General features: G+C 51.0%; 21 protein-coding genes. 5 read left to right on the top strand and 16 right to left on the bottom strand.

Features of this window, described 5'->3' with window-relative positions; genetic code table 11:
* Positions 1–537: 537 nt before the first annotated feature.
* Together HUK38_RS13330 and HUK38_RS15650 are read right to left on the bottom strand one after the other, a co-directional pair.
* The gene (locus HUK38_RS13330) at positions 538–1335 is read right to left on the bottom strand and encodes a metal ABC transporter permease (protein ID WP_238787667.1); all 798 of its coding nucleotides are present in this window, start codon (positions 1333–1335) and stop codon (positions 538–540) included.
* 122 nt (positions 1336–1457) lie between these two features.
* Entirely contained in the window at positions 1458–1628 is a 171-nt protein-coding gene (locus tag HUK38_RS15650; RefSeq protein ID WP_420825177.1) for a hypothetical protein, read from the bottom strand.
* A 38-nt stretch (positions 1629–1666) separates the two neighbouring features.
* On the opposite strand from HUK38_RS15650, the gene HUK38_RS15540 reads away from it, so the two are divergent.
* Positions 1667–1813 carry a hypothetical protein gene (locus HUK38_RS15540; protein ID WP_338065423.1) on the top strand — a complete coding sequence of 49 codons (147 nt, stop codon included), beginning with the start codon at positions 1667–1669 and terminating at the stop codon, positions 1811–1813.
* On the opposite strand, the gene HUK38_RS13320 is transcribed toward HUK38_RS15540, so the two are convergent.
* Both HUK38_RS13320 and hslU read right to left on the bottom strand, forming a co-directional pair.
* A complete protein-coding gene (locus HUK38_RS13320) occupies positions 1774–3192 on the bottom strand; it encodes a hypothetical protein (RefSeq protein WP_182584825.1) in 1419 nt (472 codons plus the stop codon). The two genes, HUK38_RS15540 and HUK38_RS13320, sit on opposite strands and share 40 nt — an antisense overlap.
* Positions 3189–4523: an ATP-dependent protease ATPase subunit HslU gene (gene hslU / locus HUK38_RS13315; protein WP_182584824.1), complete on the bottom strand. Its 1335-nt coding sequence runs from the start codon at positions 4521–4523 to the stop codon at positions 3189–3191. Before hslU ends, HUK38_RS13320 begins: the two co-directional genes overlap by 4 nt.
* Before the next feature lie 169 nt (positions 4524–4692).
* Here hslU and HUK38_RS13310 point away from each other — a divergent pair, with 169 nt between their 5' ends.
* On the top strand, positions 4693–5106 hold the full coding sequence (locus HUK38_RS13310) for a hypothetical protein (RefSeq protein WP_182584823.1): 414 nt from the start codon (positions 4693–4695) through the stop codon (positions 5104–5106).
* 87 nt (positions 5107–5193) lie between these two features.
* On the opposite strand, the gene HUK38_RS13305 is transcribed toward HUK38_RS13310, so the two are convergent.
* The 5 genes from HUK38_RS13305 to HUK38_RS13285 all read right to left on the bottom strand — a co-directional run bounded on the left by HUK38_RS13305 (position 5194) and on the right by HUK38_RS13285 (position 8982).
* Complete coding sequence (locus tag HUK38_RS13305) at positions 5194–5418, bottom strand: hypothetical protein (RefSeq protein ID WP_182584822.1); 225 nt, start codon at positions 5416–5418, stop codon at positions 5194–5196.
* Positions 5419–5572: 154 nt separating this feature from the next.
* Positions 5573–6325, bottom strand: a complete 753-nt coding sequence (trmB, locus tag HUK38_RS13300; protein WP_182584821.1) for a tRNA (guanosine(46)-N7)-methyltransferase TrmB — start codon at positions 6323–6325, stop codon at positions 5573–5575.
* Entirely contained in the window at positions 6326–7132 is an 807-nt protein-coding gene (locus tag HUK38_RS13295; protein WP_182584820.1) for a thiazole synthase, read from the bottom strand.
* Between the two features lie 153 nt (positions 7133–7285).
* A complete protein-coding gene (locus HUK38_RS13290; protein WP_182584819.1) occupies positions 7286–7726 on the bottom strand; it encodes a hypothetical protein in 441 nt (146 codons plus the stop codon).
* A gap of 185 nt (positions 7727–7911) precedes the next feature.
* Complete coding sequence (locus HUK38_RS13285; protein WP_182584818.1) at positions 7912–8982, bottom strand: 3-deoxy-7-phosphoheptulonate synthase; 1071 nt, start codon at positions 8980–8982, stop codon at positions 7912–7914.
* Between the two features lie 53 nt (positions 8983–9035).
* Between HUK38_RS13285 and HUK38_RS13280 the strand changes: the two genes are divergently transcribed.
* From HUK38_RS13280 to HUK38_RS13270, 3 genes are all read left to right on the top strand, one after another.
* A complete protein-coding gene (locus tag HUK38_RS13280) occupies positions 9036–9782 on the top strand; it encodes a lipocalin family protein (protein WP_182584817.1) in 747 nt (248 codons plus the stop codon).
* Positions 9783–9792: 10 nt separating this feature from the next.
* Positions 9793–11025 (top strand): ATP-binding protein, encoded by a 1233-nt coding sequence (locus HUK38_RS13275; protein ID WP_182584816.1) that lies wholly within the window; start codon positions 9793–9795, stop codon positions 11023–11025.
* A 140-nt stretch (positions 11026–11165) separates the two neighbouring features.
* On the top strand, positions 11166–11579 hold the full coding sequence (locus HUK38_RS13270; protein WP_182584815.1) for an SCP2 sterol-binding domain-containing protein: 414 nt from the start codon (positions 11166–11168) through the stop codon (positions 11577–11579).
* 67 nt (positions 11580–11646) lie between these two features.
* Here HUK38_RS13270 and HUK38_RS13265 read toward each other — a convergent pair whose 3' ends face one another.
* From HUK38_RS13265 to HUK38_RS13235, 7 genes are all read right to left on the bottom strand, one after another.
* Complete coding sequence (locus tag HUK38_RS13265; protein ID WP_238787666.1) at positions 11647–12525, bottom strand: HAD-IA family hydrolase; 879 nt, start codon at positions 12523–12525, stop codon at positions 11647–11649.
* 55 nt (positions 12526–12580) lie between these two features.
* Positions 12581–13087: a hypothetical protein gene (locus tag HUK38_RS13260; RefSeq protein WP_182584814.1), complete on the bottom strand. Its 507-nt coding sequence runs from the start codon at positions 13085–13087 to the stop codon at positions 12581–12583.
* Between the two features lie 84 nt (positions 13088–13171).
* Positions 13172–14824 carry a glutamate--cysteine ligase gene (gshA, locus tag HUK38_RS13255; protein ID WP_182584813.1) on the bottom strand — a complete coding sequence of 551 codons (1653 nt, stop codon included), beginning with the start codon at positions 14822–14824 and terminating at the stop codon, positions 13172–13174.
* Positions 14825–14873: 49 nt separating this feature from the next.
* Entirely contained in the window at positions 14874–17000 is a 2127-nt protein-coding gene (locus HUK38_RS13250) for a carboxy terminal-processing peptidase (RefSeq protein ID WP_182584812.1), read from the bottom strand.
* Between the two features lie 140 nt (positions 17001–17140).
* The gene (gene folC / locus HUK38_RS13245) at positions 17141–18427 is read right to left on the bottom strand and encodes a bifunctional tetrahydrofolate synthase/dihydrofolate synthase (protein WP_182584811.1); all 1287 of its coding nucleotides are present in this window, start codon (positions 18425–18427) and stop codon (positions 17141–17143) included.
* A gap of 29 nt (positions 18428–18456) precedes the next feature.
* The gene (gene accD / locus HUK38_RS13240) at positions 18457–19326 is read right to left on the bottom strand and encodes an acetyl-CoA carboxylase, carboxyltransferase subunit beta (RefSeq protein WP_182584810.1); all 870 of its coding nucleotides are present in this window, start codon (positions 19324–19326) and stop codon (positions 18457–18459) included.
* 60 nt (positions 19327–19386) lie between these two features.
* Complete coding sequence (locus HUK38_RS13235) at positions 19387–19746, bottom strand: DsrE/DsrF/TusD sulfur relay family protein (RefSeq protein ID WP_182584809.1); 360 nt, start codon at positions 19744–19746, stop codon at positions 19387–19389.
* Positions 19747–19864: the final 118 nt, after the last annotated feature.

Here is a 19864-nt window from a genome sequence, read left to right as displayed (position 1 = left end):
GTGCTACTAAATAAGTAGCTTGTTTCATTGCGACAGAATTTTAGTAATCAATTGCACACGGGTTAAGCGGCAATCAATCAATTCCATCTATGTAACCCTGCACTTTGCAACAGAGCATCCACATAAACTGACTAAACTAAACTGTTAAAGATCTATATGTTTCGCGGACTTAGACGCTTAAGTTCAAGCAAGCGTTTAATTTGTGTCCCTAACAAGGTTGTGCATCTTAGGTTTTATTTTTTCGGATGTCAACATGCTTGTCATATTTTTTTAAGCATTTGGTTTTGGTTGCTGCCAACCGCTACCGTGTCGAGCCGACTAATCTATATGTGCAGCATCACTGCTGTCAACAGTCATTTTGGCGGAAGCGGGCGTTTGCCGCCTACCAATTCAGGTTGTGCGAAATTGAAAATGACGCCACAACACGCCGCCAATGCCATCCAGTCTTACATAAGCCATTGTACGGTTTAAAAAATGTTTGATCTAGTGTGCAGTGCAACGCCATTGGAATGCCCGGGTAAATGACACAGACTGCTGTCAATCTCGGTGAAACTTGAACAGGAGTGCCGCCGCAATTAACACTGCCACGAGGACGGGGCCAAACGGTTGGTCGAAGTGCAACGCGGTGGCAAAGGCGATCAAATAGCTCAACACGCCGCCGCCGGCCGCGCCGATCAGTGTCCAGCGCCAACTCGGGGCGTGTTGAAATGCAATCCACGCCGGGATCAATGCCAGTGCAAAGGCGCTCATCAATCCGAGTGTCACGGTGGCAACGGCGAGACTGGCGGCTGCTAACAAATCAAAACCAAAATGCCATTGCCACGCAGGTAGCGCGTTGGCGTGTTCACAGCGTGGAAAAAAGCGGCTGCGTAATAGATGCGGCATGAGGTGCGGCAACGTCCAGAACACCACGATCAGCAGCAGCAACGTGGCGGTCAATTCGCCCGCGCCGGCAAAATAAAGTTGCCCTTCCGCCAGCGCGTGTGCCAATTGTTCACCCAACGCGCTGTTGGCGGCGATTAGCAGCGTTGCCGACCAGCCACATAAAATCATCATGCCATACGCCACGTTGCCGCGAGCCTGCGCCGCTGTTTTGTACACCCCGCCGCCGAGTGCGCCCAGCGTTGCGCCGATCAATCCCGGCAAACCGACCGCATGACCCAATAACGCGCCGGCGGCGGCCAGATGTGCCAAGCCCAACGCGGCTAACCATTCGTCGCGCAACATGAGCACCGTGCCGATCACGGGCAATACGCCGGCCAGTAATAATCCCGTGACTAATGGCAAATGGAATAGTGGATCGTTGAATGGGGCGAGGAGGGCGTTAAACATCATTTATTTCAGGAGTTACGCAGTGACGCCGAAACACCATTTTACCTGTAAAATCAAGTAACTATACTCACAAAATACCAATTTTCGTCTGTTTTAATAATGACGGATGATCTCAAAATTCTCAGTTAACAAAGATCGCAATTGCACAGCACACCGGTCAAGATTTTGGAAAAAATCGCGACGAGCATCCATTCCAAAACAAGAATAATACTTATTATAAAAATTTGTTTTTTGCAAAATTTCCAAAGCCATTCAATTAAATTAAGATTGGGCGAAAAAGCCGGAATAAATAGCAATTTTATTCGTGAATCTTTTATATGTTCTTTAACCCAGTGTGCAACTTCTTTTGCAGTCAAATAGCAGTGTTGATAACACCCGCCGCCGTGATGATTTACCGCGCAATCTTGCGGTATTAGCCAGCGCGGCGCCGGTGAATACCCGTCAGCAAAATGATTTATTACACGCTGGATCAGCAGAATAAACCGCGCTGGTTTGACTGACCTGTTGGAATAATAACCATGTCCAGAACACCGTCGCGGGTGCTAAATGTAATGCAATGCGACTGACTGACGTATCACCCGCTGCGGCATTGGCGTAATTGGTGGTTAGGAATAATAAAAAGAATAAACCGTAGCCAGTGAATAATGCAAAGCTCACCGCAATGAACGGGCGCGCCCACTGTTGACGTTGTGCAATGTTAATTACCAATAATCCCATTGCTAACCAATACAACAGGTGCCAACTGTCAAATAAAAACAAGCTGCGCAATACCGGTAAAAACGCATCAAATCGCCAGCCAAGATTTAATTCAGCGAGGCGGTGGCCGGCAATCATCATGTCGGCCGGTAATAACCAGATCAATAATGCGCCGGCAATGGTGGCGCTGCCCAGTAAAATAAACAGGCGCCGCGCTGGCAGCCATAACGCCGCAAGGGCGGGAATGAATGTGACTAACCAAAACAGCCCTTCATTTTTTAATAATGGCAGGACTAATGCCGTCATCACTGCTAATCCTAATTGCCAGCGTTGGCCAGTAGTCGCCCATTGATAAAAGGCAAGCAATGCGGCGAAGTAATAAATCCCCACCCACACATCGGCGTACCCAGCTAATGCGATGTGCGTATTCAACAACGGCAGCGATAATAAAAAATAAGTGAATATCGCTGTTGTGATTAAACTACTTCCCAGTGCGCGCAATTGACCCGCGAGTAGCAATCCTAATGCAATGTAAGCGCCCAGCCAGGGCAAGTTCATTAAATGATCGTTGTACTCACCAATGAAAACATTCATCCAAGTTTGCATGAGCGGGATGGTCAAAGGGTAATTGGGATGCGGATCAGTGAAGACGCGGTCGGCGGGTTGGGTGAGCCAAACATCATAATTGACAAATGGCATGAGTTGCTGCCATTCGGTGAATACCCGGGTTTTAGTTGCCCAGTGCATCGTGGCATCCCAGCCGAATAGCGGGCGCCACCAAACTTCTAATGCTAAATGATAAAACCGCAATACAATTAGGCTGCATAAGCCAATGATTAACACCCATTGCCACGCGGTGAGCGTCAACCATTCATCACTCAAACGCGGTGTTGTGATTGCCGCCGACCAGCGATAATTCGCCCAAATGAGCAGCGCAAATAACGGCAATATGGTGAATAACACGGCAATTAAACTGAAGCCAACGCCGCTGGCTGACAGGGCGCGTAATAATACGGTGCTGGCAATGATACCGACGAGATACCCGTATCCTGCGATTAATACACCGCGCCCGAGCGGCGTCACTGGAATCAATAAACGCAAGACCAGTGCGCCGAATAGCCAGGGCAATCCTAATCCAATGATACTGGCAATTGTGTCAATCATAAAATGTAACGCGATAAATCTTCATCGGCGGCCAATTCGCCGAGGTGTTGATCCACATAACGGGCGTCAATTGTAATGGTGACGCGATCTAATTCGCTGGCGTTAAATGACACATCTTCTAATAATCGTTCCATTACCGTATGTAATCGCCGCGCCCCGATATTTTCAGTGCGTTCATTCACTTGCCACGCAATTTCAGCCAAGCGTCTAATTCCTTCGGCGGTGTATTCAAGCGTGACGCCTTCGGTCGCTAATAATGCGCGGTATTGATCGGTTAATGATTCATTCGGCTCAGTTAAAATGCGCACAAAATCATCGGTCGTCAGCGCCTGCAATTCCACGCGAATTGGCAAGCGCCCCTGCAATTCTGGAATTAAATCGGACGGTTTGGCTAAATGAAACGCGCCGGATGCAATAAATAAAATGTGATCGGTACGAATCATGCCGTATTTCGTGGACACGGTGCAGCCTTCAACCAACGGTAATAGATCGCGTTGCACACCTTCGCGTGACACATCCGCGCCGCTGGTATGATCGGAGCGTTTTGTCACCTTATCTATTTCATCTAAAAACACAATGCCATTCTGTTCAACATTGTGCATTGCACGCAGTTTTAATTCATCTTCATTAATTAACCGCGCCGCTTCTTCATCGCGCAATACCTGCCGCGCATCCGCCACCCGCAATTTACGTTGTTTGGTGCGCTGCGACCCGAGATTTTGGAATAAACCTTGCAACTGGCTGGTCATTTCTTCCATCCCCGGCGGCGCAACAATTTCCACGCCAACTGGCGACACGCTGACCTGAATCTCAACTTCGCGGTCATCCAACGCCCCGCTGCGCAGCCGCTGGCGGAATTTTTCCCGCGTCGCCACCGACACCCCGCCCGCACGGCTATCCTCCTCAAAGCCGCTCGGCGCTGGCAGCAACGCATCGAGCAGGCGCTCTTCCGCCAACTCAGCCGCCCGTTCGGCGTTGTACGCAATTTCCTGTTCACGTTCGAGTTTGACCGCCATATCGGCCAGATCGCGGATGATCGTCTCCACATCGCGCCCAACATAGCCCACTTCGGTGAATTTGGTTGCCTCAACCTTGAGGAATGGCGCGTTGGCTAACTTGGCTAACCGCCGCGCAATTTCGGTTTTGCCCACACCAGTCGGGCCAATCATCAGGATATTTTTCGGCGTGATTTCCGACCGCATCGGCTCGGCAATCTGCGCCCGTCGCCAGCGGTTACGCAGCGCAATCGCCACGGCGCGTTTTGCCTGTTGTTGACCAATGATATGCTTATCTAATTCGGCGACAATTTGGGGCGGGGTAATATGAGACATGATCGCAATTGATATAAAACAGTGAATTGAAATGGGCGGGATGATGGAACGGTGGATAAATAAATGACAGCGGCTGGGTGACGACTTGAATAATTGACCGCCCGCCGCCATTGATTAACCCGTACACGGCATTTTATCACAACTTGACCAGGATTCAATTAACAGTTTTATGGACAATAGCAGTATTCGATTACGCGGTACGGAAATTGGTGAATTATCGCTGAATGACGGCGTGTTTCGCTGTGTTTTCACGCGGGCGTTAATTATTAAAACCCTCACCGGTTCAGTGGAAAAAACGCTCTGGTGGCAGGCGGGGGAGTTAATGATGGAGAATGCGCAGAGTGTCACTGCGCTACCGTCGGGGCAATTGATGTGTCGCGGGGGCGATATTGACGATAATATCTTTACTTATCGGGATATGATTCCCATTCCATTGGTTAGCAGAGGACAGATTCGCTGTGTGCTGCATATTGATAATCACCCGCAACCAATTGAGGTGAGTGCCGCGAGTGTGGAATTGGTATTAAAGGATGTGCCGAAATATATTTGCCATCTGCGCCCGCAGGACGCGGAGTATTATTAAACTGTCATTGAAATGTGCTAGATGACAGCGCCACATCACGCGGCGCTGGTTAATTCAATACAGCAATTAACCAGCGCCAGCACCGCATTAGTTGCGCGCTGATCCAACTAATTGGTGCGCCAAATCAACCACGCGATTGGCCATGGTCATGTATTCATCGCGGTAATTGACTAATAAACCCTCTTGCGCGGCCCAGTAATCTTTACCCGATACGCCGTGCGCATGTTCATAATCAATGAACTGCTTCTGCATACTAATCATCTTTTCAATTAAGGCTTGCTTTTCTTGTTTCAAGGCTGCGACATCAGTCATTCTATTGTCCTCAAGCAGAGATAAAAAACCAGCCGGCAGCTAACCGCCGGCCGGCGAATATAACAATTTAATTGGCGGTATTCAATTCACCCCCCCCCAATTGTTTTACTGCCCCTGCCCGCTCGGGAGTGAACGCGGGCGGAAGCGCGGGTGATTAACGCCGCCGGTAGTGCAGGTCAAACACCGCATGACCCAGCCGCTGCCCGCGTTGTTCAAAGCGCGTCAACGGGCGTTCGGGCAGACGCGGTGCAAACTGACCCGCGCCAACGGCGTTGCAAAACGCGGCTGAATTGTCCAGCACCGTCAACATCTGCGCGGCGTAGGGTTGCCAATCGGTCGCCGCGTGAAAATCGCCCCCCGTGCGCAGCGCCCGCGCCAGCAGGTTGACAAATGGCGGTTGCACGAGGCGACGTTTGTGATGGCGCAGCTTCGGCCACGGGTCGGGAAAAAATAGATAAACGGCGCTTAAACAATCACTTGACAGCGCGTGACCGAGTAACTCGACCGCGTCGTGACACACCACCCGCACGTTGACCAACTCGCGGCGCTGCAATTCCAGCAGCAGATGCCCGACGCCGGGGCGGTGAACATCGCAACCCAAATAGCCGCGCTCGGGGTGCGCACTTGCCAGTTGCAACAGCGCCTCGCCATTGCCGAAGCCGATTTCCAGCGCGACGGGCAACGCGGGATCATCGCCAAACAACGCGGCGGGTTGTAACACCGTTCCCGGTTGCCAATCGCAGCCAAACTGCGGCCACAATTCGTCAAACGCTCGCGCCTGCGCCGTTGTCAAGCGCCCCTGCCGCCGGACAAAACTGCGCACCGGCCGCGGTGGTGACGTGACAAATGGCGCAGGTGACGCGGTCAATTCGTCCACTGCTGGCGCGGCAGGTGACGAGTTTGACATTTAGAAAAACAGCCCGTCGAGCGGTGATGACGCCGAGGCAAAGCGTTTGGGCGCCATCCGTCCGGCACGAAATGCCTCCCGCCCGGCTTCAATCGCCTTGCGCATCGCACTCGCCATCAAAATCGGATCACGCGCCGCGGCAATTGCCGTGTTCATCAACACGCCGTCGCAGCCCAATTCCATCGCCACCGCCGCATCGGATGCCGTCCCGACACCAGCGTCCACCAAGATCGGCACTTGGGCATTTTCGACAATTGTTAAAATATTCAAGCGGTTACGAATGCCGAGTCCCGAACCAATCGGTGCGGCCAGCGGCATCACCGCCACGCAGCCGACCGCCTCCAGCCGTTTGGCCATGATCGGGTCGTCGTTGGTGTACACCATCACCTCGAAGCCGTCCTTGACCAAAATTTCGGCGGCGGTCAGCGTGGCGACCACGTCGGGAAACAGCGTCTGCTGATCGCCCAGCACCTCCAATTTGACCAGTTGATGCCCGTCCAGCAGCTCGCGGGCGAGGCGGCAAGTGCGCACCGCGCTGTCCACGTCATAACAGCCGGCGGTGTTGGGCAGAATGGTGTAACGGTCGGGCGGCAGTACGTCGAGAATATTCGGCTCGCCCGGCGTCTGCCCAATGTTGGTGCGCCGCACGGCGATGGTCACGATCTCCGCGCCGCTGGCGTCAATTGCCTGACGGGTTTGTTCAAGATCGCGGTATTTGCCGGTGCCGACTAATAACCGCGAATGAAACACGCGGCCGGCAATGGTGAAACTGTCATCTGTAATTGGCGTTTCTGGAGAGTGAGTCATACTTTTTAACGATTAAAGGTTGAATAAAAAAACAGGGGTGAACGGTAAGAATAGTTGATTAGAATGGCGGGCGCATTGTCAATTCGCAAGCAGGGCTTTGTAAGTGGTGATTAGTTAGCAATTATACACGGGTACGCAACCGAGTGAACATTTTTATAGATACCGCAACGCTGCAATAATCAACCCAACACCCGTCGCAATCATGCCAAATAGCCATAAGAATTGCTGGTCATGGCGTTTGAGCATTTCATCAAAGCGCTTGTCCATTTGTTCAAAACGTTTATCCACTTGTTCGAAACGTTTATTCACATCTTCAAAACGTTTATCCATACTGTTCTGCATGGCTTCAAAACGCTTATCCATATTGATTTGCATGGCTTCAAAGCGTTGATCGACACGTTCAAAACCCTCGCGCATTTGCTGCTGTAATAGCAGCATCAATTCGCGCTGGTGTTTGAGTTCCTCTTCCACTCGTACCATCCGTTCGCGCAGTTCAATTTCATACACCAGCGGCGGTTTACCGAGCGATTGCTCCGCTAACCATTCGCCAATGTATTGTTTAATAAACGCAATGTCTTCTTGTGCAAGTGCCATGTCATTCTCTCCAAATAAATGCTGTCATTCATCCAGCGAATAAAAAACCGCCCACGATGTCCAGCCGGCGGTTGATTAATTTCAATTCAACAGCGTTGTATTAAGGCGGGTTATCAATCATTAACCGCTCTCACGCGCCAGCGAAGCAGTGAAAACAATGCTAATGATAAAGCGGAACAATTTCATTAAAACGTCCGCCGCCCACCCTGCCGCCGTCGAATCACCGCCTCGGCCAATTCATGCAGCATTGGCACGGTCTCTTCCCAACCAACGCAGGCATCCGTAATACTTTGCCCATAAATCAACTCCTCACCCAACGCGCAATTTTGCCGCCCACCAACTAAATGACTTTCAATCATCGCGCCAATGATCTGCGTATTACCGCGTGCAATTTGACTGGCGACATCCGAGCAGACACGCAATTGATTTTCTGGTTGTTTGCGGCTATTGGCGTGACTAACATCAATCATCATTTTTGGAATTAAACCGGCTTTGATAATTTCATCCGTCGCAATTTTCACGCTCTCGGTATCATAATTCGGGCGCTGTCCACCGCGTAAAATAATATGCGTATCGCTATTACCGCTGGTGGAAAAGATTGCAGTGCGCCCTTCTTTCGTTTGGGACATAAACACATGCGGCCGAGTGGCCGAATGAATCGCATCAATTGCCACCTTTACACTGCCGTCAGTTGCATTCTTAAAACCGATTGGACAGGATAAACCCGAGGCCAATTCCCGATGCCCTTGACTTTCAGTGGTGCGCGCACCAATCGCGCCCCAACTGACCAAATCGGCAATATATTGTGGACTCATTAAATCTAAAAACTCGGTGCCGGCCGGCATTCCCAGTGCATTCAAATCTAATAACAACCGCCGCGCCATCCCCAGTCCTTTGTTAATGGCAAAACTATTATCTAAATCGGGATCGTTAATTAATCCCTTCCACCCAACGGTGGTGCGCGGCTTTTCAAAATACACCCGCATCACAATTAACAACTGCTCGTCTAATTCATTGCGCACGGCTAATAACCGCTGGCCGTATTCTAATGCCGCAATCGGATCGTGAACCGAACAGGGACCGACTACAACTAATAACCGTGAATCATCAAATTGTAAAATACGTTGAATCGCTTGGCGGGTGTGATAAACCGTATTGGCAATGGCGTCGGTCATCGGAAATTGCTCGTGCAATTCACGCGGGGCAATGACTTGTTTAATATCACGAATACGAAGATCATCAGTCGCATGGCGCATAATAAGAATCCAATCTGGAGGCGATAAAAGACGTTAGTATAGCGAGTTACCACTTGCAATCGTTAAACTGTGGCGCATTCAAACTTGCCAGCGAGCGCCAGCGCCACCATTCGCACATGACCGATTCTGATTCTCAACAACCACCCGCCAAGCCAGCCCCGCGTCCGCGCCGCCGTGGTTTGGTGCGCAGTCAAGATATTTACGCCGCGCCAGCGCCCGTCAACCCGACAGCGGGGGATGATGCGGTGCCGGCGGACGTGACCGTCAGCACCTTGCAGCGCAAACCGCGTGTCTATTTGACCGCGCCGCCGACCGTCGCGCACGTTGATTTGGCGCGGTTTATGGGGCGCTGGTACGAAATTGCGCGGCTGCCGTATTTCACCCAGCGCCGCTGCGTTGATACGGTGTACGCCGACTACCGCCTCGATACCGACGGCATGATTTACGTCACCAACTTCTGCCGCCACCGCGACGGAAAATTCAGCCACGCCAAAGGCTTGGCACGTTTAATCACACCCGCCGACACCGCCCGCCTGCAAATCAGTTTTCGGATGCTCTACGGCGTCTACGTTTTTTGGGATGATTACTGGATCATCGGCTGGGGCGAGGCGAATGACTACGCGCTGGTCGGCGATCCAACGCGGCGGCGCGGCTGGTTACTCGCCCGACAACCGCGGCCGGCCGAGGCGTTCATTCAAACGTGGCTGGACGAATTCCGCGATAAAGGCTTTCCAATCAACGAGTTCGTGCGCACGCCGCAGCCAGTTGACGTGGCGCCCAACCCGCCATCTGCTCGGTAACATCGCCGCCATGCCACTGCTCCGCCACCCGCCGCGCTGTCCGATTCACGGCTGCGAACTGGTGTTATCCCATCACGGCAAAAAATCCAACGTCGGCCACGCCTGCTTGCAAGTGCAGGGCGCACCGCTGCGTTACTGCCCGCAGTGCTACGCCGACGGACGCGATACCTCCGTCGAGGTCGCGGCGGAACGTTCCAACCAATTTTTGCGGCAACTGGCGCGGCTGCTCGACCGCTTTGATTTTGGCGACGACCTGCAACGCCCGAGTATTCGCGTAGATTTCAACCCGCGCCGCGCCAGCGGTGTCTCACCTGATTTGCCCACTTCCTCACCAGTTCACGGGCGGATCACCGATTTTGCCGCCGAATCGCCGCCAGTTGCCGCAGCACTTGGGACAAATGCCGCCGCGCCCAATTCAGTTGAACCGGAGAACGCCGCCGCCGCGCTGCACCCGCGCTCGCCGCGTCACACGTTTGACCAACTGATTTTGGACGCAACGACGCTGCGCCAAATTCGTGAAGCAATCAACGTGTTAGCCGCTCAAGAGTTACTGTTTAGCACCTGGAATTTGGCCAGCGTGGCACGCGGCGGACGGCGGGTGGCGCTGAACTTTTTTGGCCCGCCCGGCACCGGTAAAACGCTCGCCGCGGACGCCATCGCCGATTTTCTCGGCAAAGAGATTTTGACCATCAGTTACGCCGAGTTGGAATCCAAATACGTCGGTGAAACGCCCAAAAACATCCGCGCCGCCTTCCAACGTGCCAGTGACACAGCCGCGCTGTTATTTTTTGACGAGGCCGACTCGGTGCTGGGCAAGCGGCTGACCAGCATCAATCAAGCGGCAGACAACGGCATCAACGTCGCCCGCAGTACCACCTTGATTGAACTGGATAATTTCGACGGCGTGGTGATTTTCGCCTCCAATCTGGTGGAAAATTACGACGCCGCTTTTTTACGCCGCATGTTGGCGCACATCGAATTTCACTTGCCGGCAGCGGCGCAGCGCACCGCGATTTGGCAGGCGCACTTGCCGCCGCAACTGCCGCTGGCGGCTGACGTGGACTGCGACGCGCTCGCGGCCAGTTGCGATGGCGCGGCGGGGGGCGACATTCAAAACGCCGTGCTGCTCGCCGCCTCCTACGCGGCGCTGCGCCCCACAGCCGAGCAGGTGGTCAGCCAAAGTGACTTTGCCCGCGCCATCCAGTTTGTCTTGCGCGGCAAAGAACGCATCATCGGGCGGTGAGCGGCGCGAAAACCGGTAAAATTTGCGTTGCTGGCGCTACACAGCCGCTAATCCTGATAAAATCACCTGCGCTGTGATGTCATTGACGATGGCGCAGCAATCTGATTTTTGGCAACGTCACAATTGGAGGAATTGAAGGTATGGCAAAATTATTCTCAGGCGATTGGATGAACCTGCTTAAAGATGCGTGGAATGCCGAACCAGACGTCAGCAATAAACTGGCTGAAATTGGGTTTAATTCAATCATTGCGTGCGGCTTTAAAGATGAAGAAAATCCGCGTGGCATTTTTGTCGTTGAAAACGGCATTTGCACTAGCGCCGGTGATTGGAACGGCGAAGCCGCCGATTGGGATATGCGCGCCGATTTGAGTGATTGGCTCAAATGGGTTGAAAAAGGAATTGGTATGATGGGACTGGGCACCGCTTATGCCACCGGTAAATTGAAATTCAAAACCGGTGATTATATGTCCATGATTAAAGACCCGCGCATGGCTGGCCCTTTTGTCAAAAGTTTTGCGTTAATGCAGCAGGTCGGCGCTGACGAATTAGGTTAATTGTGATTAGGCGGGATTGAATTCCGCATCGCACTGCAACAGCCCGCATCTCGCGGGCTTTTTTAATTCACGATTGAGGCTGCCAGCACTGTTGATGCAATTGTTGCAGCACGGTTAAATCAATGTAGTTTGGCAATGACGCATCATCACAACCGAGCGCGTGGTGAATGAAATCTGCGCAATCACCACCGACAATGGTTACAGGTAATGTCGGCTCGCCCAATTGATCCACCACCAAGGCCGCGCCAGTAAAATCTTGATTGCGCGTGTAATAACTCAGCGTGATTAATACCGTTTTAATCTCCGCCGCCATTGCCGCTTGCAACCCGGGTAATGAATCTTCAATCACCACGCACTGCGCCGGTGTGCAATGCAAATGCTGCATGGCGAATGTGAAAATATCTGGCGCAGGTTTTTTATTCGCCACCACATCGCCGGCCGCAATCACAGTGAACCACTCGATTAAATCTGCTAGGCCGGCGTGCGTGAATAACGCCGTCACATTGTCTAATGTCGTTGTCGTCGCAATAGCTAATTGTAATCCCGCCGCCCGCGCTTCTTTTAATAAACGCAGTACCCCCGGCCGCAATGCAATCGCGCCCGTTGCTAATAACTCGGTGTAATACGTCGTCTTTTGCCGATGCAAGGTGGCAACCAATTCCACCTGCGCGGCGGGTGATAATTGCGCCCAGCGGGTGGCAATAGCGGCCGGCGCAAGATGATTAAAATAATGCGTCAACCGTTCTTTACCGCCCGTGATTTCCAATAGCGCACCATACTCATCAGGCGACCATTGGCAGTCATCACCGGCGGCGGTGAAGGCGCGATTAAAAGCAATTCGATGGCCGTCACGCTCGGTTTCAGCGAGGGTGCCATCAACATCAAAAATCAGTGCTTTAAGTGCTGACATAATTAGATAAAACAGAATTAAATTAGCGTGATTCATTCAGCTAATGTGTGAATAAAAAAGCATTACCAACCGTGCGTTGTATTGGCAATACTTATCCCAACCAACTCGCAACGCCAATGTTTAAAAACTCATACAGAATGGCAAATAACACACCCCATATCAGGCGTACATCTAGTGCATGACGCAAAATATGCGCCGTCACTAATAGATTCCACGCAATTAACCCCAAAAATAACACGCCGGCAAATAACAATTGCGCACTATCGGTCGTGGCAGTCATCGCCAATATCATGGGCAATAATGCAAATAAACCCAATAGCGTATCTGCGCCAATCAATGCCGTTGCCGTTTGTATTAAACGCCCCCGCTTGTTAATAAAATTGAGTACCATCCACAAAACCGCGAATAATAATGTGTAATCAGTCAGGCTTTGTAATAAGCCCGCGATGATGTGATGACCAGCTGTCATGGTTAAGAGTACTGTACTCACTAAACCAGCGATGCTAACCAATGCCAATAATAATCCAGACGCGGGCGCATCTTGCGGGGCGCGGCGTAATAAACATAAGTCAATAAAAAAGTATGCAATTGCAATCAAGCGTCAGCATTCCTGTATTAGAATTAACGAATTTACAATATTGCTGCTAATTATTAATTTTAACAGCGCGGCGGTGACTTTCAATTATAGAAATACGCGACTTTTTACGGACACATTTTTCATGTCACCCTGACAAGCGGGACAAAAAAAGTCGTCATCTTGTGCAAAATACTGCGCCAAAAATTGATCAAACTCCACGCCATCATTTGTTTCAATTTGCCGCTGTTGCTGCCAAGACGCATCCGCTAATCGCTTAAACCATTGTTCACGGTCTGCTGTTAAACACTGGGATTGAAACAAGCGGCGGTGTTGTTCATTAAACTGCTGTACAATAGGAATAAATCCCAAATGGTGTTCTTGCATAGTTGTTAATAACTGCGCCGACGGTGTGCAATTAGGATCATGCACTTTTACGAATTGTGCCATCACACTTTGGGTATGTCGCCCGGCGCTACCATTATCCAACCACGCCGCCACCGGCAACATCTCATCCAATACTACTTGCGCCCATTCCGTTAATAACACCGCCTGTCCATGATAATCCAATGTTAATCCCGGCGCCCGCCCCTGATGCGCCGTGTATAATTCATTTGTATCAATTGCCCGCCGTTCTTGTGCCGTAATGCGTGGGCTGTCAACTAATAAACTGTAGCATAATAAAGTGGCTAAAAAATATAATTGTTCTGCATCCACGCCCAGCGGGTGAAAAACATTGACATCCACTGACCGCAACTCAATGTAACGAATGCCACGCCGCCGCAATGCTAAAGTCGGTCGTTCCATCCAATCAGTCAATTGTTTGGGGCGCACCGTACTGTAATATTCATTCTCAATTTGTAGCACATGGTCATTCAACTGTTCATAGCGATCACCGACCTTAACGCCAATAGATTCGTATTGCGGACAGGGCGTTTCAATTGCCCAAGTTAAGCTACGAATGTACGCATCAAGGCTATCATAACAAGCCTTAATGCCAGTGCCTTCTTCTTGGCGATTTTGATAGCCAATGTCGCCCATGCGCAATGAAGTTGCATAGGGTAAATAATAGGTTTCAGCATCAAATGGCTGTAATTGAGTGCGCGCTTGTTGAATAAAACTACGATCTACTGCCGGCGAGGCACCGAATAGATAAGGCACTAACCAACCCAGCCGCTGGAGTGTGCGAATCATACCCATGTAACGTTCATTACGAAAGTCACTTGGGTTAGACATATCCTGCCAGCTCTCTTGTAATAACGGCCAGACGGATTCATTAATAGAAAAATTAAAATGCACCCCAGCGATGGCTTGCATCATCCGCCCGTAGCGATTAGCTAACCCGCGCCGATAAACGGTTTTCATTAAACCAGCATTAGATGAGCCGTAGCGTGCTAATGGAATATCCGCACCGCTACGCAAATAACATGGCATACTGCTTGACCACAACATTTCCTTGCCAAGATGGCAATAAACAAATTGATGTAAGTCGGTTAAAAACACGAGAACTTCATCAATCTGTGCCAGCGGTGGGGTAATAAACTCCAAGAGTGCTTCAGAGAAATCAGTGGTTAAATACGCATGGGTTAAGGGTGAACCAAGTGCTGCCGGATGGCAGGTGTCAGCAATCCGTCCGGCGGCAATGCGCAAGGCTTCTTTTTCCAATCCGCATTGGTAATAGCCACCGTCTAACTTGTTTGGCACAAGTTGATTGAGACGTGTCGTTAATTGTTTTAATACGTCACGGTGTGAAGCAATCATGGTGTTATCTAATGCTGCTCAGGGTCGCTATAACGAATAGTTACGCAGGTTATTTTGCTGTGCGTTGTTCATACGCTGTATTCCATTGCATTTGAATGAAATCCGTTAAAATATGTGCCGATTCGCGTGTTTGAATTTTATCAATGACTTTTTGCTGTTTTTCCAACGCTTCTTCGTCGGGTGATTCGGCATCTTCATCCACTGGTTCAATGCCCTGAGCGCGTAAAAAGCGGTGGCGTTCTTCTTTTAAGACTTGCTCACGTTGATCTGATTCACGCCGCCGGATTTGCTCTTGTAATGACACAGTATCTTCGGCTTCTATTTCGCTCAGAATACGACTCCGCGACATGAGCATTTGAAAACCAGACTCTTGCGCGGTGCGCTGTGCTGACCGAGCTTTTAAGTGCTGCACATTGTTAATTGAATGATGTTGGGTATAGGATGCCGTGGATATTTTACTCCAGGGCAGTGCATTTTCTAATGAACGTTCGCCCTGATCGCTGCCGGCAATGCCCAAATCAAAATGAATATCTGGTTCAACACCTTTTAATTGGGTGCTGCCGCCACTAATGCGGAAAAACTCAGCCATTGTTAAACGCAAACGGCCCAAATCGGTATTATCTCCCGGCACATAACGATTTAAATCGACTAAGGTTTGCACTGTGCCTTTACCAAAAGTTGGTTCGCCAATAATTAAACCGCGCCCGTAATCTTGAATAGCGCCGACAAAAATCTCCGACGCCGAAGCGCTATTGCGATCAACAATAACAGCTAAGGGGCCATCATAAATAATATCGGGGTCAGGATCGGATTCAACTTCAATTTTGCCAAATGCGTCCTTGACCTGCACCACTGGCCCTTGGCGAATAAATAAACCGGTGAGCGAGGTGGCTTCTGTTAATGAACCGCCGCCATTACCGCGCAAATCAATGACCAAACCACTGACCTGTTGTTTTTTTAATTGCGTGACTAATTGGCGCACGTCTCGGGTGGTGCTGCGAAAATCAGGATTTCCTTCGGATTCAGCACGAAAATCGCGGTAAAACGCCGGAATTTCGATCACGCCGATGCGTTGCGCTGCGCCAGCGTCGGTCGGGATGGTTATGATAGAAGATTTCGCCGCTTGATCTTCTAGCGCAATTTCCTTGCGCACGAGCGTCACTTCACGCAAGCGTCTGCTGGCGGTACCCTCCGCTTTAGGCAGAATCTGCAAGCGCACAACCGAGCCTTTGGGTCCGCGGATTTTGTCCACCACATCCTGCAAACGCCAGCCAACCACGTCTTCCATGTCGCCATCCAAGCCTTGCGCGACGCCAACAATGCTATCGCCAGTGCGAACTTGTCCTGATTGCCGCGCCGGCCCGCCGGGAATGGTGCGTTGAATAACAGTGTATTCATTATCGGCACCTAAAACCGCGCCAATCCCTTCTAATGACAGGCGCATACTAATATCAAAGTTTTCCGATGTACTGGGTGACATATACGCGGTATGCGGTTCAAGCGTACGAATATACGCATTAACAAAAGTTTGATAAACATCATCAACGGTGAATTGATGAATCCGCCGCATAATCCCTTCATAGCGTTTACGCAATTGTTTAAGAATTTCATCATCATTTTTACCCGCAAGCCGCAAGGTTAAAAAATCATTTTTTACTCGCTTGCGCCAAATGTCATTTAATTGCTGTTCATTCACCGGCCACGCGGATTTACTCCGGTCAAATTGGTAGGTTTCATCACGACTAAAATTGAACGGCTGATCTAATAATGCCAACGCATATTCAATTCGACTATCCACCCGCATCCGATAAATGCGAAAGATGTCAAATGCAATATCTACCTTGCCTTGCTGTAATTGATCGTGTAATTGACCGGCATTACTGATAAAGCGTGTGACATCCCGTTCTAAAAAGAATAGGCGATTGATGTCTAAATCTTCAAAATAATTATCAAGCGTTTGCGCGGCGAACTCGCGGGTTAATTGAAATCGCCGATAATGAAACCGTTCTAACACTTTGTTAATCACCAACGTGGTTTTCACTTGCCGGTCGCTGGGAAATAACTCCGTGAGACTGACATCGAGATTTTTGGCAAAAACCGCTGTGGTGGTGACGAATGATAACACCAGGGCCAGCAATACAGTATTTGCCCAAGTGGTGCGCAATAACCGCCGCATATTATTTGCTCCGGGAATAGTTGAAGGATAAATTGACAGGTTGCATCGTATTGAAAAATACAGCATGATGCCATGAATATTCAATTGAGCGGGTGATAATCACCGCGCCGCTGTGAATCCGTTTTTAATAGATAAGTCAATTAGATAATTGTCATACCGGCGGTGTGCAATGCCGCCTCAACGGTGACAAATGAACCCGTGACCAATACCGTATCACCAGAATGCGCTTGTGTCTGTACTGCGTGCAATGCGGCGTTAAGATCGGGGTAATTGTGGTATGGACGCGACGGTTGCGCGGTAGCAACGGCGGCGGCGAGTTGCTCAACTGGCAACGCCCGCTCGCTCGCGGCGGCTGCCAAATGCCAAGTGTCAATCACCGGCGCCAACTGTTGCGCAATTCCAACAGCATCCTTGTCGCTGAAAATCGCCACCACCGCGTGAACCGCGCCGGCGTGATCGTGTCGCCATCGGCGCAGATTGTCGGCTAACGTCGCGGCCGCGGCGGGATTGTGCGCGACATCAAGAATCCAGTTGACCGCGCCGGGGATGACTTGAAAGCGTCCGGCCAAACTGGTGCGCAGCAACGCTTGCCGCAACGCGGTGACTGGCACCGGCAGACGATTGCTCAAACATTCAATGACTTGCGCGACGGCGGCGGCGTTGTCCAGTTGAAACTGCCCGCGCAGGCGCGGCAGTGGCAGGGCAAGTGGCGCCACACCGTTGTTTCCGCGCCACTGCCAACTGTCCGCCGTTGTTTGCTGCCAATCGAATTCGTGGCCAAGTTGCGACACTGTGGCGCCGATGTCCTCTGCCCGCTGGCGTAACCGCGCTGGGGCGTCACGTTGACCGATCACGGCGGGGCGCTGCGGGCGAAAAATACCAGCTTTTTCAACGGCAATCTGGTCGAGCGTGTCGCCCAACCAGGCGGTGTGGTCGTAGCCGATGCTGGTCACGAGTGCAACATCGGCGCCTAAAATGTTGACGGCGTCCAGTCGCCCACCCAAGCCGACTTCCAAAATCACCACGTCGGGCGCGGCGCGGGCGAAAAGGTCGAGTGCCGCTAAGGTGCCGAACTCAAAGTAGGTGAGCCGCAAGTCGCTGCGTGCCTGATCTACTCGCTCGAAGGCGGCGCACAGGTCGGCGTCGCTGACGGGTTGTCCGTTGAGGTTGATGCGCTCGTTGTAGCGTAAAAGATGCGGTGATGTATAGCTGCAACAGCGGTAGCCGGCGGCGCGGTAGGCGTTATCCAGTAACGCGACGCACGAGCCTTTGCCGTTGGTGCCGCCGACGGTGATGAGTGCGGCGGGGAAGTCGCCTGACCACAGGCGTGACCAGACGGTGGCGACGCGCTCTAAGCGCAATTCAATGCGCTGCGGGTGGAGGGTTTCTTGCCATGCCAGCCACGCGGCGAGGGTATTAAAACGCATTTGTGGGGCAATTGAATGACGCGGCGGGGTTAATCGGGATTGGGAATAGGGCGCTGTTGCAACATGGCAATTAACGTGGCAATACGGTCGCGCATTTGCCGGCGGTCGCAGATTTGATCAATGGCGCCGTGTTCTAATAAAAACTCACTGCGTTGGAAGCCGTCGGGTAATTTTTCGCGCACCGTTTGTTCAATGACTCGCGGGCCGGCAAAGCCAATGAGTGCGTCCGGTTCGGCTAAATGAATATCGCCCAACATGGCTAAACTAGCCGATACGCCGCCCATGGTTGGATCGGTCATTACCGAAATAAAGGGCAAGCCGCGTTCGCGTAATCGTCCGAGGGCGGCGCTGGTTTTGGCCATTTGAAATAATGAGAATAAAGATTCTTGCATTCGGGCGCCACCGCTGGCGGCAAAACAGACCAATGCGGCATTATCTTCAATGGCAGTTTCCACGCCGCGTACAAAGCGTTCACCCACTACTGATCCCATTGAACCGCCCATGAATTTGAATTCAAAGGCGGCGGCAATACAGGCCATCTGTTTTAATTTGCCGCGCATCACCACCAATGCCTCAGTTTCGTTAGTTTGCTTTTGCGCTTGAACTAACCGTTCCTTGTATTTTTTTAAGTCTTTGAACTTGAGTGGATCAGTGGATTCTAATTCAGCACCGATTTCTTCGCGCACTTCTTCATCCAAAAAAATATCAATGCGTCGCCGCGCACCAATGCGATGGTGATAGCCGCAGCGCGGGCAGACATCTAAATTGCGTTCTAATTCAGCGCGATATAAGACTGCGCTACAACTCGGGCATTTTGCCCACAGTCCCTCGGGTACCGCCCGTTTATTACTGGCATCGGTTTTAATTCGACTGGGGATGAGTTTTTCAAACCAGCTCACGGTGACGGTGTCCTTATTTAGCAGTGCGGGTTAATTAAAATAACAAACAGAATTAGTGAATTAAAAGGTCAAAACTTGATCGCTGTCAATTACCCAATCGGCTAACTCACCCATTGTCGAACGGGCGGCGCCATCATAATAGGGTTCGTTTTTATGAATACCGCAACGCGCCATGCACGTCCCGCAGACTTTTACTAGCACAGCATTCGCAATTAACGCTTTTAACATCTGCACTAAATCTTGATCGTAACCAATGGGTGGTGTGCAAACATCACGCGCCATATCTACCGAGTCATTCATTAAAAAGATGCGCACCGCTTGACCTTTACTGCGCAACGTTTCAGCTAATCGTAAGCCATTCCACGTCACGTCAGTCCCATCGTAGGGGTCGTGATTGAAAATGATTAAGATGGTTTTCATTTGATTAACTTTGGTTGATGAGTTAATAGAAACGCTGTTTTGCGTTTAGGTGTGAACGCCGCGACGGTGGCGGTTATTTGTTTAGCTTTTTTACGTTGTTCTGATTCGCTAGTTCTAT

Origin of the sequence: Thiospirillum jenense (genome assembly GCF_014145225.1) — a bacterium.
Classification (GTDB): Bacteria; Pseudomonadota; Gammaproteobacteria; order Chromatiales; family Chromatiaceae; genus Thiospirillum; species Thiospirillum jenense.
This window is presented reverse-complemented; position numbering and strand designations above follow the sequence as displayed.

Excerpts from the sequence above, each read along its gene's own strand:
- HUK38_RS13235 (WP_182584809.1), bottom strand. The coding sequence starts at position 19,746 with ATGAAAACCATCTTAATCATTTTCAATCACGACCCCTACGATGGGACT.
- HUK38_RS13285 (WP_182584818.1), bottom strand. The coding sequence starts at position 8,982 with ATGCGCCATGCGACTGATGATCTTCGTATTCGTGATATTAAACAAGTC.
- HUK38_RS13250 (WP_182584812.1), bottom strand. The coding sequence starts at position 17,000 with ATGCGGCGGTTATTGCGCACCACTTGGGCAAATACTGTATTGCTGGCC.
- hslU (WP_182584824.1), bottom strand. The coding sequence starts at position 4,523 with ATGTCTCATATTACCCCGCCCCAAATTGTCGCCGAATTAGATAAGCAT.
- HUK38_RS13270 (WP_182584815.1), top strand. The coding sequence starts at position 11,166 with ATGGCAAAATTATTCTCAGGCGATTGGATGAACCTGCTTAAAGATGCG.
- HUK38_RS13310 (WP_182584823.1), top strand. The coding sequence starts at position 4,693 with ATGGACAATAGCAGTATTCGATTACGCGGTACGGAAATTGGTGAATTA.
- HUK38_RS13330 (WP_238787667.1), bottom strand. The coding sequence starts at position 1,335 with ATGATGTTTAACGCCCTCCTCGCCCCATTCAACGATCCACTATTCCAT.
- folC (WP_182584811.1), bottom strand. The coding sequence starts at position 18,427 with ATGCGTTTTAATACCCTCGCCGCGTGGCTGGCATGGCAAGAAACCCTC.
- HUK38_RS13305 (WP_182584822.1), bottom strand. The coding sequence starts at position 5,418 with ATGACTGATGTCGCAGCCTTGAAACAAGAAAAGCAAGCCTTAATTGAA.
- HUK38_RS13275 (WP_182584816.1), top strand. The coding sequence starts at position 9,793 with ATGCCACTGCTCCGCCACCCGCCGCGCTGTCCGATTCACGGCTGCGAA.
- HUK38_RS13295 (WP_182584820.1), bottom strand. The coding sequence starts at position 7,132 with ATGACTCACTCTCCAGAAACGCCAATTACAGATGACAGTTTCACCATT.
- HUK38_RS13290 (WP_182584819.1), bottom strand. The coding sequence starts at position 7,726 with ATGGCACTTGCACAAGAAGACATTGCGTTTATTAAACAATACATTGGC.
- trmB (WP_182584821.1), bottom strand. The coding sequence starts at position 6,325 with ATGTCAAACTCGTCACCTGCCGCGCCAGCAGTGGACGAATTGACCGCG.
- HUK38_RS13265 (WP_238787666.1), bottom strand. The coding sequence starts at position 12,525 with ATGAATCACGCTAATTTAATTCTGTTTTATCTAATTATGTCAGCACTT.
- HUK38_RS13320 (WP_182584825.1), bottom strand. The coding sequence starts at position 3,192 with ATGATTGACACAATTGCCAGTATCATTGGATTAGGATTGCCCTGGCTA.
- gshA (WP_182584813.1), bottom strand. The coding sequence starts at position 14,824 with ATGATTGCTTCACACCGTGACGTATTAAAACAATTAACGACACGTCTC.